The sequence below is a fragment of the Spirosoma flavus genome (genome assembly GCF_054778555.1).
The window spans coordinates 80587-95874 of record NZ_BAAGZL010000008.1 but is presented as its reverse complement, the minus strand read 5'-3'; the positions used below and the strand labels follow the sequence as shown (position 1 = coordinate 95874).

Below are 15288 nucleotides of genomic sequence, written 5' to 3'. Positions count from 1 at the left end.
TTTTGTCAAAGATAATCAATACGTTGACTCAGCCAATTTGTCCTTTCATGTACTTGGTGATAGCCTCGGTCTTGTTATTGACCTGGAGCACTTTGTACAATTTCTTTACGTGCGAACGGACCGTCTCGACCGACACAAACAACTGTTCGGAAATGGTCGTGTAACTTTTTCCGTCGACCAGCATTCCCAGAATTTCCTTTTGGCGATCGGTCAGGATGGTGGCCTTGCTGATACGTCCGCCCATGAGGTGGTTGACGATTTCGCGGGCAATCGATGGCGACATGTAGGAACCGCCCTGCACCACGATACGTAGCGCATCGACAATTTCGGGCAGGCTGGCTTTTTTGGAAATATAGGAACAGGCACCCGAACACAACGCCCTGAGTATGACGTCCTCCTCTTCATACGTCGTCAGCATCACGACGTCGACATCGGGCATTTGGTCGAAAAGTAGAGGTAGGGCATCCAGCCCCGACATACCCGGCAGGCCAATATCCAGCAGTAGAATATCCACGGCCAAATTCGGGTTGACCTGTAGGTTGTAAAAGAAAGACTCGACCGAACCCTGAACGGTTACTATGTCAAACTCTTCATGAAAGCCGATAAACCGGGAGACACTGTCCCGGATGATTTTATTGTCTTCGATGAGGCCGATTCGGGTCTTTTTCATAAGCGGGGTATTTACGCAAAGCTCAGTAGCAGGATTACGGTACGCAATCACCCGGCCGGGTGATTTTATAGTTACGGAGCGTGGTTGAAAAATCAGTTGGCCAGGCCCCACCAGCCGTTTTTTTAGCCTGAAACGCGGCCAAAGTAAGCATTAATATGTATAGATACAATCACCCGGCCGGGTGATTTTTAGAGGTATTTTCGCGTCAAAAATCACCCGGCCGGGTGATTGCCCAGCGTTCGAAGGATGAATATGTTTACCAGCTCAAACCGGCCTGGTTTTCTCATAAGCCAACCGGTTCTTTGCCCCCATTCAAACCCCAAAAACCCGGATCAGCCATGAAAGTACTGTACAGCCTTCTGCTCACCCTGCTGCTGAGCCGCCCCCTACGGGCGCAAGACAACTACATTGCCACCTCACCGGTATCGGCCACACCAGGCGCTCGGAATGTCATCACAGGTGTTCAGGCGGGTAATACCACCATGACAGGTACCGATAACACCTTTGTGGGCTATCAGGCCGGCCAATCAAATACGACAGGCCAGGGGAACATCTTTGTGGGAATTGGGACGGGAAAGAGTAACAAACAGGGGAACTACAACACCTTTTTAGGCATTAATGCGGGCCAGAAAAACATAAGTGGAACCAATAACTCCTTTATTGGCTCAGGGGCGGGTTTGAACAATACGACGGGGAGCACCAATGCCTTTATCGGTAATAATGCAGGGTATAGCAATACGGGTGGATACAATAATGCCTTTATAGGTACTGAGGCGGGGTATAGCAATACGGGTGGATACAATAATGCCTTTATAGGTACTAAGTCGGGGTTTAGCAATACAGGTGGATACAATAATGCCTTTATAGGTTATGTGGCGGGGTATAGCAATACGACGGGCAGAAATAATGCCTTTATCGGGTATCAGGCGGGGGTTTACAACACGGAGGGGATCTTTAATGCCTTTGTGGGTAATCAGGCGGGTTTGAACAATACCACCGGCAACGCCAACACCTTTGTGGGCAACGATGCGGGCCAGAAAAACACCACCGGCAGCGATAATACCTTTGTGGGCTCAGGGGCAGGCCTCAATAACACTACCGGCCAGAAAAACACGTATTTTGGTAATGATGCGGGTAACAACAGCAAGGGCGACAACAATGCCTTTTTCGGCATCAAGGCAGGCTTCGACAACACCACCGGCAGCAACAACACCATGCTGGGCTTCAACACCCAACCCACCAGCGGTACCCTCCAAAACACGGTCGCCATCGGGGCCAACGCCACGGTGGCCCGCAGCAACGCCATCGTCCTGGGCGACCCCGCCAACACCAGCGTGGCCGTAGGCATCGGCACCAACAACCCCCAGTTCCCCCTCGACGTGCGGGGAGTCATTCGCCTGCAAAATAGCGGCACCATCAAATTCACCCACCTGCTCAATCCTACTCTACGGAACGGGATGACCGACCAGTTTCTGACCGTCAACGAGGAGGGCGAAACGGTGCTGGCCCGCCACCAGCTCCGTATTGACAACGTAAATCAGTGGAGTGATAAGGTGTTTGCAAAGGGCTATGCGCTTAAATCACTAGCCGAGATCGAAACCCATATCCAGCGGCATGGTCATTTACCCAATGTACCTTCGGCTGTGCAAGTGGTAAAAGACGGCATTGATCCGGCCAAAATGGATGCTACCTTATTGGAGAAGATTGAAGAGTTGACCTTGTACAGTATTAAGCAGGAGAAAGAGAACCAGAAGTTGAAAGCTAGAGTTGCGGAGCTGGCGAAAGGTAACCAGACCAGTCAGCAGCAGATTGACGAACTGAAAGCACTGGTTAAGCAACTGCTGGAGAAGAAATAAGAATTACACTCTTTCATAAAAAAGCAGACGAGCACTACCCGTCTGCTTTTTAGTTTCTATCCACCCCATAATGGGGAATCGCCAAATGGGCGTTTCTGCATTATGGTGTGGATAGAAAAGGAGCGTTACCGTGAGAATGTGAAACTAGTATTGACAAAAAATCATTACTCAAAAAATGCAAATTGAAAGCGTGGTTCCAATATGAAACAAAATCTATTCTTTTACTTTTTAGCTCTCCCTCTTTTCGTACTGGCTTGTCATAAAGATGCGCCCGATCCATTGCGACCGGAAGCCAGTTTCACTTACGAAACAATTCGGTCAACACCTGCTGAAAAGGTAATTGAATATACTAACACCTCCAAACATTATAAAGAAGCTGAATGGCTGACCCTATTTGGTGAACGTATTCGGGATTTTGATGGAGGTGCGACGAAAGTAAGATACAGATATAGAAAAAACGGATCTGAATATATGTGGTTATTCGTCTCAGATGGTGTTCATAGTGATACGACTATAAACGAGATACCGATTGAAGGGCTGGCTAATGAGGGACAGGCGACTTTCTATACAACGGTAGCAGATAAAGGTGCCATCACGGTGTATATCAAGGAGTCAAAGCAGTATATTGGAACAATAAGACGCGCCTACTTGACTGAGCAACCTGTATGTACTGGGGAGGAAACAGCTTGGGTATTTGAGCAAGAAGGCGAATACTATTACCAAGCCCAGTCGGAAGGGCCATCACCGCTGACATGGAAAGGGTATTTTAAAATCAGAAACGGAGAATGTACTTTTATAAAATTGTCCCGCTAATTCTGGAAATCAGGATTCTTCATAACTATTTCAATAATCCTTATTAGTTCAACAGTTCAAGAAGCGCCCAAATTATAAGGCAGATAGTTGATAACTCCTTCGTCTCACATGGGAGCGTTTTTAAGAGACAGTGATTTTACTAGCTGTCCAGAGGGCCCGCTCCGGCGGTGGTGCGGCATTCTGACCGGCCACCGCGGCTCAATCAACAAGTAGACGGTTTTAGAAGAGCTACATAGCTCATAATCCGTAGTTCTACTTGTTAAACTAAGCTGAATTTACCCTACTCTTGTCTTTCCATTGATCGCTAAATCTTTACCCATGAACACCAACTCAATTTTTCATCGAAGTCACCTGGCTGCCTATACGCTGCTGACTGTATTACTGAGTACCTTACTAAGCCAAGCTCAGGCACAAACCGAGTCAGCTCGCGAGCGCGAGCTATTTACGGTGGTCGAACAGCCCCCCGAATTTGTAGGTGGCATGAAAGCCTATGAGTCATATATGAAAGCCAAGGTGCGCCAAGTAAAGGACACCTCGAGCCACAAGCTGACCGGTAAAGTGTTTATTAGTTTTACGGTCACGGATCAGGGGGCGATTGAAGAGCCAATGGCGTTGATTCGTCAGGGGAGCTCCGAGGCCACGGAAGCAGTACGATTAGTGCAGAGCATGCCCGCCTGGAAGCCCGGCAAGCAAGCAGGTCGTGCGGTGAATGTCAAGTATAATTTACCCATTAACTTTAGTGAACGCTGAGGCAAAGGGATATAGCCCGGAGCGTACCGCCTTCAGCAAGTCTCTCTTAGCTTCAGTTTTGAAGCCTTTTGGTCTGGGTTAAGTAAAGATCGATGAAGTTTTTACCGCCCACTTCACCGATCTATACTTACCTGAGAAATGGTAATCCTACAAATTATTGTCCTAGTTATTTTCGAAATTAGCTTCTTGACCGCTCGTTTAGTAGTGGTAGGGAGGTGTGCGTTCAGAAAAGGCAGCGTGGCTGTTGCACAACTCCGCTTTTTACGTCGATTGTTCACTGTCTGAAAAAGCTAATGGCTTTTCTGATCTCGTCGTCTTATCTCAGTTGAGAAAAAGCACGGCAAAGCCCAGAAAATTGTCTTGACAAGCCAATGACCACTCCACTTTTAGAGCTAGGGCTTGGCTGACAGTAGACTTGGTAGTGAACTTCATGTACTTCTTCAGGTTGAAGGCAACGGCTGCCATCAGCATCACCTTGTGAGCCCCAGCTTTGCCTCGTACATTAATCTTTCGCAGCCCATAATAGTCCACCAGACTGCCTAAGGCTGGTTTAGACTTGCAATAGTATAGTGGAGATTTTTTCTAAGCTGCCATTGAGGAAGTGAAAAAATAAGATTCCTGTTCACAGGGAGTGCGGTAGCCCAGCACTGAATGTTTCCGCCGGCGGTTATACCAACCTTCAATGTACCGCACAGGCGGCCCTGTCGAACGTAGCTAACCGGGCTACTGCTCGTGTTTCAAAGTGAGCATGGTTGACCAACTCACTCTTGAGTGTCTTGAAAAAACTTTCCGCTACAGCGTTGTCCCAGCAGTTGCCCTTCCGGCTCATACTTTGTTCAACAGGCAAGCCTTTCAACTCATCCCGAAAGTCAGTACAGGCATACTGAACGCCACGATCTGACCGGGTCGCCGGAGCGATGAAAGACCAAATTGCCGACTATTGGTCTGTTTTTGAGAGCCATACGCCAGGCCGCTATACTCGTGTCAACTGCTTTCAAACTAGCACTCAGGGCCCAGCCAACCACTTTCCGATCCGCTAAATCCAAAATCACTGTCAGGTATAGCCAGCCTTCGCCGGTGGCGATATAGCGGGGCGGCCCGTGCCGTGATGTCGGACACCCACTTTTTCCCTGGCTTATCAGCTGTAAATTCCCTGTTTAGCAGGTTTTTAGCTACTGGGTAGTCATGATTCGAATTGGTAGTTTGTGCCCGGTATTTTTTATACATGATGCTACGAATACCCGACTTCTGCATGAGTCTGGCAATGCGGTTGCGTGATGCTTTCACGCCCTGCTCACGGAGTTCATCCGCAATTCGGGGACTGGAACGCCAGCCCGGTACCGTAGCGGCATTGGCTCTGGGTATGAACCCGCCGGATATGACTCATTAACTGATCCTGGTTCAGTTGTCTGCTACCAACTGGGTGCTTACGCCAGTAATAATAGCCACTACTGCTCACATTCAACATTTTACACATCCTCTCAACGGGAAATTCGTTAGCATGTTCCTCTATAAATCGGAATATTTCCCGTCGCCCCTGGAGAAGATGCTGACTGCCTTTTTTAAAATATCGCGTTCCATCTGAGCTTCTCTCAGTTCCCGTTGTAACCTTCGAATCTGTTGCTGCTCGTCAGAAAGAGTGGTATTAGTAGGTTGGTTTTGGTCGCTTTTTTGATGCCGTTGCCGCCATTTACGGATTCGACCAGGATCAATCCCTAATTCACGGTCGGACCGCCGAAGCGGCAGCATCCTGAATTGATCCTTTTGCATATGACAACTCGACTGCCATTCCCTTGAAGGCTTCGTCATACACACACGGTCCGCCGTTGCGGTCGTTTAATCATCGTCAAATTGGAGTTAGTGCCCCAAATCTGTCTAAAAAAAGTCTCCAGTCAAATGTAGCAAGTCCATCTGACCGATGCACCACTGGCGTTTAAGATGGGGCTTGAGCTCGTTTTTTTGAGAATATCACCCAAGTGAGTGTGGGACAGATGTTCACAATATCCCAGTTCGACGGCTTTACGAGCCAATAAGCGTAACGACCACTGGCTGTGTCCAGCCGGAGCCTGTTCACAGGCTAATGCCGTTAGTTGGGCGCGTTGACTACCCTCAATGAGTATGGGTCGTCCACTACGGGGTTTATCGGTCAGGAACCTTAATTGTTCGGTCTGGTATTTAGCAGCCCAGGCTGCGAGCGTGTTGCAGTTTGTATTCAGTGTTTGAGCCACCATCTGGTAGGTCTTGCCCTGATGGAGTTCCAGCAAAGCGGTAGCCCGCTTGAATGTTTTAACAGGCAAACTACCTTTGGCCAGCAGTTGGCGCAAATAAGTCTGGTGATCCTGGGTTAGAGTAAGATGTCGCTTGGTCATACCCCTGAAATACTAAATAACTTAGTTTACAGTGTACTAAGCGATAAGTAAAAATTCTTGTCACCCGCAACAAATCCTAGCTGTTTGTCACTCTGGTAATACGTACCGCTGAATTTGACTTTCAGACCACTCTTAGGGGTAGCTAACACAGTTGGGATATATCCGCCACGTGAAGCCTATAATTATCTAATAATTAGATGGTTATACAGATTTAACTAGCTGTACTAAGGAGCAAATTCACCGTTTTGGCTAAATGGCTTACAAAACGGCTCAATTTCACTACTCAAAGCTACCTTTCGTAACGGATATTCCTCAAAAGGTATTTTTTGCCATAATAGCATCAAAATTATATGCTTTTACGCGTGCCTAAACACCAAAGTTATTTGCTCTCTAAAACGAACGAAAGTTAAAAGCATACATTTTCCGGCAATATATTAATATACAACCTTTTAACTGCCTTTGGTGGCGAATATACCCTAAATGTGTCAGCTATCCCAATACACGTTTCGACAAACATTAAATAAATGGGTAACCATTTTCAGAAAAACGGTGTTTAACTATCAACAGCTTTGCTGAGTGCTTGCTTACCGGCAGTCAAATGTCGTTTATCATGAATGACTATCCCGATGCCCTGTGGACCCAGCAGCAGCTCACTGACCATCTTAGTCAGATCAGCCAACTGCTCCAGTCTCAGGATTTTACCTCTGGGAGCCCCTTTACTTAGCAAAGTCAGGTCTGCTGGATTGAGTTAATCAGGGCCGTAAGCGATTTAGTCCGGCAGGCTTCCCTGGCTGGCAAGCGCATTAACTTCATAGATGAGGTCAGCGCTCATGACCCCTCTCAGGACATCACCACTTTATTGGATGTCATGCGTCAATCCGCCTTTGTTCTTCGGGCGGACGCACTCAATCAGCCTGACTTAAAGCTTCTTTCACCGGCCCTGAATCAGTTTAATGGCGTTGGTTCGGGCCATTTCCCCAATGGCTTATTCTTTACGTGTTCTCATAGAAATGAACGGGCCTTTTTTATTGGCCGAGACCGTATTTACTTCTATCGGCATCTGATGCGTGCTTATATGGAAGCTGGTCGATACCTGATGTCACTACCTGAAGCGGACTAAACGGATAGGTAAGGCAAGTCCAAATGGTCACGCAAATTTTAGCTACTCTGTTGTTGCCTATCCATTACCTCTTAGCCTTCTATGTCACATGAAAATCGTTCTGGTCGCCTTCATCCTACTCATAGCATACCCGGGCTATAGGCAACTCCCTGGTAAGCGATTAACGGGGCTGGTTAAGCTGCCCAATGGTCAGAAGCTGCAACAGGGCGACACGCTACTTCTGGGGCCTGGTACGATGGTCAATCGAGACTTTTCTTATGCTACCCATGCCGGATTACCCCTACTCGGGCGGCCATTGGAGCGAGGATTTTCGGGCTCGTCTTTTGTGGTTGATCAAGTCCGGATGCTAGACGACCCGTACTTTGGCAAGCTCTTTTATGCCGTTATCCGAGCGGGGGTTGGCACTACCATTGTTGAATTGACAAAGGGTCTGGAAGCAGGTGAGATTACGGCTATAAAAAAAAGGAAGTAAACCTGTTATGAAGGTCCGTATGAATTTTATGGCATGATCCGACACTAGCTTTCGAACAGGCTACCACCTTACTATGCGATAAACTTGCCGAGGTAAATTCATTCAGTTCGGAGTTTGCTTATTCTCTTTTTCAGACGGACTTTTCTCGTAACAGCTTTAGCTCGCCGATCTTTTTCCTGTAGACAGCAATCTGATCGTGGGCAATCGTGATCAGCATTAAATCAATTGAAGAAGGCGGCTGGCCTGCCTGAGCGATAGTGATACTGGGAAGCATTCGTTCAAACCCTATCAGAAGCTGACTGTATTTATCAATCTGATGGGTTAGTTCCTCAGCCATTCTGTTCGGATGCATAAGCCAGTATGTTTAACTACACCTCTTTTTCTCGTTTTCTATAAGCTATAGCTATGTCAGGATAGGAATCGTTATTGGTTTGTCTTGCTCTACAACTCCCCTAGGGTTAACGACTAACACGTGACTCCATCAGCATCCGACAACAATACCAGGGAATCTGGAACTAGTAGCATAGCGTAGAAACCCTTTGGTCTGGTATTGTTGGATAAGCTGTCCTATTGTCAGGCTCAATTTCAATCATTGGGTAATCGCAGTGTTGGCCGCACCGAGGATCATAGACTTGATTCATGCAAAACACAAGCCGCAAAGTTATACAGGTACCCAATTAGCTACCCTTGAAATCGACTCGACCTAATAAAGTTGACCGAATCATTGGATAGCTAAGCCCCGAATGTAGTATTCCTGTCCCTGGCTACTGGTCCGTATATCCACCAGTAAGTCCTTACCCTGCCAGGTAACCGGATCGACGCCATTAATGGTCCATGTATCTTTTGCCAGCCGTAGTTCCGGACCACCTCGGATCACACTCATAATATTGATCAGCACTTTCGGTATCACGACGGCATCGGTCACCGTGAAAAGTTCATTGAAGTTGATACGCATGAGCTTAAGATTTTAAACGTGAGACGAACTAGATTATCATGTACTGCTTTACTAAGCTTATTGACGTTAACTGTCGGGCCCTAAGGGTATCTGTTGAAACTGAGGAATCAAATCGAATCGCCCGGCAGCATGTTCAGGGGTCAGATAAAGAATCGTGTGGGGCGTACCTCGTACTCAATAGGGCTTTTTCTCGGCGGGTATAACTCTTTCCAAAGACCGGGATTTACAACTACTTTTAAGCATGATAGATTATTATCAGCGTGTTTTCAATCGACCCGATATTGATTCACAGGGTAGTAGATCAACCACTGGTCTTCTGGAATATGGCCTATCCCTACTCGTGTTATCCTAAAATTGATTATTTGTTATTCTTTTGGGATGCTTTAGGTACCAGGGGTACTAAAGCGGCTTCACGTTGCGCATAGCGAGGCACTTTAGCGACACCGGCCACTTTAGCAGCCTTAGTCGCATCTTTCTTACTGGATTTCGTAGCCATAATAAAGATTGATTAATTAATTATTAAACCCGATTTGTCGCTTTAGAAAGCCATTTGAAGCAATCGTTAGCGATCTGTGGAACATGCCGTCCGTGTATTATTGATGCGCTCAATTCCCGGACAGGATTTCAACAGCGAATCCATTATCCATTTATGCGCAGCAATAAGCACGGACACAAGGTGCTAAAAACCGGGACCTGTTAAGTGAGTGATTGAGTAGATCGCTCCTACCAAGCGTCTACCTATAAGGAGAAGTGCGTATTACAGCCAGCATAAACAGGCTGGTAGCTCACATTGATTCAGCAACAGTCGACCAGGTTTGCTATCTGGCCTTTCATATTCTGAACTACACGGGAGAAGTTAACCATCAGGCCAGGCAGTTGACTGCCGAAAACGGGGCCTTAGTTAGTGAACACGGCGAGGGGTGAATTGTTTATTAATTCTTTTAATCATTCAGGCCAGACGCTATTTTAACCCATATCGTAAAAGATAGTTAGACAAAACAAACTGAAAACCAATAGCTTATTTGTCCTGACTCGAATCTTTTTTTTCGGAGAACTGAACAAATACCATTCAAAGGCGCTTATATACCCGGACTTCATTCGCCTTAGGTAGCGGCCTAATCCAGACTCGTAGCTATAGCTCCTCTCCTGTAAATCCATACGAGCCTTCACTAGTCTTCTTTCGATTCCGAATCCTTTCTTTTTTTAGTACCAAGCTGTGACCGGCATAGTTTGTTAAATGCTCATATTCATGACCTTCCACTTGCGTTTTTATGCCTACGATGATGCACAGCGTCAAACCTTCCATTACCTGTTAGCCGATACGGAAGCTAGTTCGCTACAAGGCTTTGCGCAGGGACAAGCTATCCTGTTGATCGAACAGCGAGAAGGAAGTCTTGCCAAAACGTATATGATTGCCAATCCCCCTACAACAAGGAAGCCTCCTCGATTAACGGTCGAACCAGAAACCGTACAGGCCATAGACATCTTTGTCGTGAGCGAGAAAGATTGGAACCAAAGCAGTGCCAGCGATACTCAGTCGCATAACCCCTGGTATGGACCAACCCTATAAAGACAAGCTAGCGTAACAAGGCTTTAGGATTAATTCGGATAAACGTATGCAGCACTTATTAGAATGGACAATTGGGGCATTGATCAACCGCCATCCATTACGAAAAAATCAGATTCTGGGCGAACTAAATCATGTAGGTCGCCAGTCAGTAGAGCTCGTATTTCTGGATAAAGACCGGCCAGAGCTGGGAGCGGTTGAACTCATACAGATTCAAGTGAGTCTGGACAAGGCCTCCCAGAACATGAACCAGCCCAGCTTTCGGTGTCGAGTCAACAAGTTGATGGAACTATCGCTTCCGAGCCATCAGCGTAACGATCCTGATACAGTCCTGCTCTTTCCTACAACGCAGGATGCCATTCGATGGCTCCAGACGGATGAATACACTCAATTAAATGTATAATCAGTTACTTATTAACCTATTAATCATATGGAAACGGTCTTATTTATGGTGGTTGTGCTAGGCGTATTTTGGCTTGTCATTCAAAACGCCAGTAAGCGCCAAAAACAGGAACAAGGCTTATATCAGGCTTACCGAGCAGCCATAGCCAGTGGTGACAGAGACCAGGCGCTTACGTGTGGGCGCGCCTTTTATCGCTGTTTACAAAACGGCGAATTAACGCTTAATGCCGAACTGGCTATTAAAAAAGATTTGAGCCGAATGGAGTAAGTGAACCCTAACCTACTGCTCTCGATCTATGCCCTATAGTTCCATAATAGCTGCTGATTGACTCTCTGATTAAGATAGACCTGTCTTCTGGCTGAAGCGACCCTACTCAACTTAGTATCATCGTATTTTTTCATCTTCTACCATGAATCAAGGCTCTTATTTTCATCTTATTAGGACAGATTTATTTTTAGATCAGGCTCCTATTACCCATCAATCGCCTACCTTTTACAATATCTTCATCGGCATACTGATTATCCTTATTGGGTATTTCAGTTATAAAAAACACGCCATTACTCTTAAGCAATAAGCGAATGCAAATCGATATTCAGAAACTGGTCGAGAAAAAGGGGCTATATAAGTTCTGACAGCCATATAGCCGCTTATTTATACCTAGCGTTTCGAGGGTATATTAGCCAGGGTTATTAATCCCAAACGCCCCAATGTCTATTTTCTGAGTAGCTGATTTCTGCTCTGAACCCAATGATCCTGCCAATGATGATATGGGCTGTTCTTGTCTTCTTTAGTATCGGTACGGCAATCGTCTTTTATATTGACGAACAGGCCCAGGTTCAGGGTGGGCCTAACAGGACGCAAAGAAATATACTCCTGCTGGTGGTAGTCACTAGCCTGTTCTTCGCTTTGCTATATGGCTTTCAAGCTGGAGAATAGGTTTCGCTAACGGATACAACTACCTGTTGATGCAAACTTGCTACGCCCACTTCAAGGGGATGAGCAGCAAGAAGAAGTAAGCAGTAAATCTATTGGTCGACTGGAAAAGTATACAGGCCAACTTTACACGCATGAAAAATACAATTATTCTCGTTCACGGCTTTTCGGGGATGGATGCCCGCTTCACAACGGCTTATTTGAATATACCCGAAGCCGAAGCGTTGCATCGCTTTACCGAAAGTGGACATCCCTACAGCTTTTCCGAGGTGATAGAATTTGATAGTGAATTTAATGTACGGGTCAATCTGTTTGGCACGATTGTGTTTCAGAATACGGGTATGTGATTTAAGGCCGGTAAAAAATAGTTTCAGCATTTAGTTTACTGAATTTCTCTAGTAAAAGAGAGTAAACTAAACGCTGAGAAGCCTACCTAATTGACCAGTTAATATACTGTCGGATTTCTATTGGTATCGGCACGCTACTTCTGGTTCAATAGCTGGTTTAATCTGTTCTGTAGCTCATCCTGTTTTTTCCTGACGGCCTGAAGTTGTTGCTGTTGTGCCTGAATCGTCTTATCCTGCTGAATGCTGTATTGGATTAATTCCCCTACCTTTTCCAGCAAAATAGTATTCATCTTGACCAGGTCAATTTCTTCATTGGCTACCTGTTCTGCTAACCAAGCCCCTTTTCTATCTACGGATACCAGATGTAACCCTTGGCAAAACTATAGTTAGGTCGGTTCTTAAGCACTTTATCTCAAGCCCAAACGACAGCGTCCCAGTAGCCAGGATTTTTCGATTCACTCTGCGCGACCGGTACCTTGAGCTACGCCGGTAGGTACACGCTAAAGGTGGCCCCTTGACCCGGCTTACTGGTCGCGGTGATGCCACCCCCATGATTCTCCATCACCCGCTGGCAGATGGCCAGCCCCACACCGGTACCCGGAAACTCCTGCTTACCATGCAGCCGCTGAAACACCTGGAAAATGCGATCCAGATACTTGGTGTCAAAGCCAATACCCTGATCGATGATGCTAATCTGGTGATAGAAAGGGGCCGATCCGTTGAGCCGGATGTCAACAGGCAATTCGGCCAGGTGCCGATGGAGGTATTTCACCCGTATTTGGGGACGCTCAGAGGCCGGTGTAAACTTGAGTGCATTGCTCAGCAGGTTCTGAAACAGCTGACTCAACTGGGAGTCATCGCCATGCACAATGGGCAGTTCATCGACCTGCATCTGAGCCTGGCGATGTTCGACCTCTACCGAGAGCGTCTCGAGTACCTCAGCGATGACAGCCTCCAGCGAAATGGGTCCGAAGCGTTGCTGCCGAGTCGTAAGGCGGGAGTAACTCAGCAGATCCCGAATCAGGGTGGACATGCGAGCCGCAGACTTGGTGATGCGCTCCAGGTAATCGATCGCCGTGGTGTCGAGCACCTGGCCCAGATACTGACTCAGCAGCGTGCTAAACGACTGCATTTTGCGCAGGAGTTCCTGTAAATCGTGGCTGGCGACATAAGCAAACTGTTGAAGGTTCTCGTTTGACCGGCGCAGATCGCCCACTAATAGGTCTAATTCCCGGGTTCGGGCCTGCACCTGCTGCTCCAGCTCAGCCGATAAGTGGCGGTAACGGGCTTCGCTCTGGAGGATGGATTGCTCAGCTTGGTCTTTAGTGCAAAACGGGGCCAAAATGAAAATAGCCCCGTAAAGTACTGATTCTGAGTATAGGTAAAGAGAATGGTCGTTTTCTTTACTGACTGATTAGCAGGCAGAATATAGCCTATTATGGCCCATTTAAAGGCAATATACCCGGTTAAATTATCAAAGTAAGCTTAGCTGTGTCGAGTAATGAGTTTTCTAACTCTCTATTTTCTTTTGGCCCCGTTTTGCAGTGCAGACCTACTAGGGCTTATTATGAGTCTTGAAGGGTGTTGTAGATAGTCGCAATGCTTTACCAACTCACGGAGAATAGCTACCGCGATAGATTCAGCTCGAAAGCCCGCTACCTCATTAAAATCACTTATCTGGAACATTTGGTGGCAAAGAGGATTAACTCCTGGTGGAAGCTACTGCTCTGCTTAGTCGACCTGTACCAGGTTTATATTCCTCTACAGATAGGAAGGGCGTTATTAAGCGACCAAAGTGTATCCTTAAGCCGAAATTGTCTTGCCGCTTGGGTTCGTTCGCTTTCTTGATAATCATAGCGTTAGGAAAAACGGAAACGATAAGCACGGCTCATTATTTAACAGGCGTATCGTTTAGCATTCTCTAATAAAACAAGGCTATGATTCGCTCAGTCATTGCGGCAACGGGTAGTTATATTCCGGATACCATCATTCGAAATCAGGACTTTTTAACGACTCAGTTCTTTACCCCCGCTGGGGAAGCCATCCCCACTGATCAGGCCGTGATGCTGGACCAGTTTACGACAATCAGCGGCATTCGGGAACGGCGCTACGCCCGCCCCGATCAGCAAGCTTCCGATCTGGGTTTGCTGGCTGCCGAACAGGCCCTGACCAGCTCGGGCATCGATCCCGAAACGCTGGATTATCTGATCGTCGCCCACAATTTTGGCGATGTCGCTCACCAAAGTAACCGGGTCGATCTGGTGCCTTCGCTGGCTTCCCGCATCAAAGCACGCTTAGCGATCAAGAACCCGCAATGCGTAGCCTATGATCTGGCCTTCGGCTGTCCGGGTTGGGTAGAAGGTCTTATTCAGGCCAACTATTACATACGCTCGGGGGACGCCAGGCGTTGTCTGGTCATCGGCACCGAGACCTTGTCGCGGGTGATTGATCCGGGAGATCGGGATTCGTTATTGTTCAGTGATGGCAGTGGGGCCGTCGTTCTGGAAGCCAGTCCGGATGGACGAACGGGAATACTGGCGCATCATACCCAGACCCATGCCCATGAGCACGTGGCCCTGCTGACGATGGGTAGGGCTTATGAGCCAGCCCGCAGCGAGCGGTCCGATCGGTTTATGAAAATGAAGGGGCGAAAGCTTTACGAATTTGCCTTACAGCACGTCCCCCTGGTGATCAAAACCGCCCTGGACAAAGCGGGTATGGACCTTTCGGCAGTCAGAAAGATCCTTATTCACCAAGCCAATCAGAAAATGGATGTCGCCATTCTGGAACGGCTCTTCAAGCTGTACGGGCAGCCAGGCCCGGACCTGGCACTGATGCCCATGACGATCGCCTGGCTGGGCAATAGTTCGGTGGCCACCATTCCCACCTTGCTGGACTTACTGCTACGGGGCCAGCTGACCCATCAACGCATCGAAGCCGGTGATACCGTCGTATTCGCTTCGGTGGGAGCGGGCATGAATATCAATGCCGTTGTCTATCAATTCTAATCCAGCGGGTCGTCCGTTTTCATTC

21 protein-coding genes are annotated in these 15288 nt (G+C 47.4%); 11 read left to right on the top strand and 10 right to left on the bottom strand.

What is annotated here, in order from left to right; translation table 11 throughout:
* Positions 1 to 28: 28 nt before the first annotated feature.
* Complete coding sequence (locus ACYVF1_RS29035; RefSeq protein ID WP_461085632.1) at positions 29 to 670, bottom strand: response regulator; 642 nt, start codon at positions 668 to 670, stop codon at positions 29 to 31.
* A gap of 338 nt (positions 671 to 1008) precedes the next feature.
* Here ACYVF1_RS29035 and ACYVF1_RS29030 point away from each other — a divergent pair, with 338 nt between their 5' ends.
* From ACYVF1_RS29030 to ACYVF1_RS29020, 3 genes are all read left to right on the top strand, one after another.
* Positions 1009 to 2526 carry a hypothetical protein gene (locus tag ACYVF1_RS29030; RefSeq protein WP_461085630.1) on the top strand — a complete coding sequence of 506 codons (1518 nt, stop codon included), beginning with the start codon at positions 1009 to 1011 and terminating at the stop codon, positions 2524 to 2526.
* Positions 2527 to 2727: 201 nt separating this feature from the next.
* Positions 2728 to 3339, top strand: coding sequence for a hypothetical protein (locus tag ACYVF1_RS29025; protein ID WP_461085628.1), 612 nt, complete (start codon positions 2728 to 2730; stop codon positions 3337 to 3339).
* Positions 3340 to 3657: 318 nt separating this feature from the next.
* Complete coding sequence (locus tag ACYVF1_RS29020; RefSeq protein WP_461085626.1) at positions 3658 to 4089, top strand: energy transducer TonB; 432 nt, start codon at positions 3658 to 3660, stop codon at positions 4087 to 4089.
* Between the two features lie 679 nt (positions 4090 to 4768).
* Here the strand turns inward: ACYVF1_RS29020 and ACYVF1_RS29015 are convergent.
* Both ACYVF1_RS29015 and ACYVF1_RS29010 read right to left on the bottom strand, forming a co-directional pair.
* Positions 4769 to 4918 carry an integrase core domain-containing protein gene (locus tag ACYVF1_RS29015; protein ID WP_461085624.1) on the bottom strand — a complete coding sequence of 50 codons (150 nt, stop codon included), beginning with the start codon at positions 4916 to 4918 and terminating at the stop codon, positions 4769 to 4771.
* Positions 4919 to 5088: 170 nt separating this feature from the next.
* Positions 5089 to 5376: a hypothetical protein gene (locus ACYVF1_RS29010; RefSeq protein ID WP_461085622.1), complete on the bottom strand. Its 288-nt coding sequence runs from the start codon at positions 5374 to 5376 to the stop codon at positions 5089 to 5091.
* On the opposite strand from ACYVF1_RS29010, the gene ACYVF1_RS29005 reads away from it, so the two are divergent.
* On the top strand, positions 5315 to 5479 hold the full coding sequence (locus tag ACYVF1_RS29005) for a hypothetical protein (protein ID WP_461085906.1): 165 nt from the start codon (positions 5315 to 5317) through the stop codon (positions 5477 to 5479). The two genes, ACYVF1_RS29010 and ACYVF1_RS29005, sit on opposite strands and share 62 nt — an antisense overlap.
* Positions 5480 to 5598: 119 nt before the next feature.
* Here ACYVF1_RS29005 and ACYVF1_RS29000 read toward each other — a convergent pair whose 3' ends face one another.
* The gene (locus ACYVF1_RS29000) at positions 5599 to 5859 is read right to left on the bottom strand and encodes a transposase (RefSeq protein WP_461085620.1); all 261 of its coding nucleotides are present in this window, start codon (positions 5857 to 5859) and stop codon (positions 5599 to 5601) included.
* A 122-nt stretch (positions 5860 to 5981) separates the two neighbouring features.
* Positions 5982 to 6458 carry a helix-turn-helix domain-containing protein gene (locus ACYVF1_RS28995; RefSeq protein WP_461085618.1) on the bottom strand — a complete coding sequence of 159 codons (477 nt, stop codon included), beginning with the start codon at positions 6456 to 6458 and terminating at the stop codon, positions 5982 to 5984.
* 868 nt (positions 6459 to 7326) lie between these two features.
* On the opposite strand from ACYVF1_RS28995, the gene ACYVF1_RS28990 reads away from it, so the two are divergent.
* Positions 7327 to 7578: a hypothetical protein gene (locus tag ACYVF1_RS28990; protein ID WP_461085617.1), complete on the top strand. Its 252-nt coding sequence runs from the start codon at positions 7327 to 7329 to the stop codon at positions 7576 to 7578.
* An 88-nt stretch (positions 7579 to 7666) separates the two neighbouring features.
* A complete protein-coding gene (locus ACYVF1_RS28985; protein ID WP_461085615.1) occupies positions 7667 to 8050 on the top strand; it encodes a hypothetical protein in 384 nt (127 codons plus the stop codon).
* 130 nt (positions 8051 to 8180) lie between these two features.
* On the opposite strand, the gene ACYVF1_RS28980 is transcribed toward ACYVF1_RS28985, so the two are convergent.
* The 3 genes from ACYVF1_RS28980 to ACYVF1_RS28970 form a co-directional block, all read right to left on the bottom strand.
* On the bottom strand, positions 8181 to 8402 hold the full coding sequence (locus tag ACYVF1_RS28980; protein WP_461085613.1) for a hypothetical protein: 222 nt from the start codon (positions 8400 to 8402) through the stop codon (positions 8181 to 8183).
* A 369-nt stretch (positions 8403 to 8771) separates the two neighbouring features.
* On the bottom strand, positions 8772 to 9005 hold the full coding sequence (locus ACYVF1_RS28975) for a hypothetical protein (RefSeq protein ID WP_461085611.1): 234 nt from the start codon (positions 9003 to 9005) through the stop codon (positions 8772 to 8774).
* Positions 9006 to 9363: 358 nt separating this feature from the next.
* On the bottom strand, positions 9364 to 9501 hold the full coding sequence (locus ACYVF1_RS28970; protein ID WP_461085609.1) for a hypothetical protein: 138 nt from the start codon (positions 9499 to 9501) through the stop codon (positions 9364 to 9366).
* Between the two features lie 753 nt (positions 9502 to 10254).
* Between ACYVF1_RS28970 and ACYVF1_RS28965 the strand changes: the two genes are divergently transcribed.
* The 4 genes from ACYVF1_RS28965 to ACYVF1_RS28950 all read left to right on the top strand — a co-directional run bounded on the left by ACYVF1_RS28965 (position 10255) and on the right by ACYVF1_RS28950 (position 12255).
* Positions 10255 to 10575, top strand: a complete 321-nt coding sequence (locus ACYVF1_RS28965; protein ID WP_461085607.1) for a hypothetical protein — start codon at positions 10255 to 10257, stop codon at positions 10573 to 10575.
* A 46-nt stretch (positions 10576 to 10621) separates the two neighbouring features.
* A complete protein-coding gene (locus tag ACYVF1_RS28960; RefSeq protein WP_461085605.1) occupies positions 10622 to 10975 on the top strand; it encodes a hypothetical protein in 354 nt (117 codons plus the stop codon).
* Between the two features lie 27 nt (positions 10976 to 11002).
* Positions 11003 to 11242, top strand: coding sequence for a hypothetical protein (locus ACYVF1_RS28955; RefSeq protein WP_461085603.1), 240 nt, complete (start codon positions 11003 to 11005; stop codon positions 11240 to 11242).
* Positions 11243 to 12042: 800 nt separating this feature from the next.
* Complete coding sequence (locus tag ACYVF1_RS28950; RefSeq protein ID WP_461085601.1) at positions 12043 to 12255, top strand: hypothetical protein; 213 nt, start codon at positions 12043 to 12045, stop codon at positions 12253 to 12255.
* Between the two features lie 134 nt (positions 12256 to 12389).
* Here ACYVF1_RS28950 and ACYVF1_RS28945 read toward each other — a convergent pair whose 3' ends face one another.
* A complete protein-coding gene (locus tag ACYVF1_RS28945; protein ID WP_461085599.1) occupies positions 12390 to 12545 on the bottom strand; it encodes a hypothetical protein in 156 nt (51 codons plus the stop codon).
* A gap of 191 nt (positions 12546 to 12736) precedes the next feature.
* Positions 12737 to 13597, bottom strand: coding sequence for a sensor histidine kinase (locus tag ACYVF1_RS28940; RefSeq protein WP_461085597.1), 861 nt, complete (start codon positions 13595 to 13597; stop codon positions 12737 to 12739).
* 595 nt (positions 13598 to 14192) lie between these two features.
* Between ACYVF1_RS28940 and ACYVF1_RS28935 the strand changes: the two genes are divergently transcribed.
* Positions 14193 to 15263: a 3-oxoacyl-ACP synthase III family protein gene (locus tag ACYVF1_RS28935; RefSeq protein WP_461085595.1), complete on the top strand. Its 1071-nt coding sequence runs from the start codon at positions 14193 to 14195 to the stop codon at positions 15261 to 15263.
* The last annotated feature ends 25 nt before the right edge of the window (positions 15264 to 15288 follow it).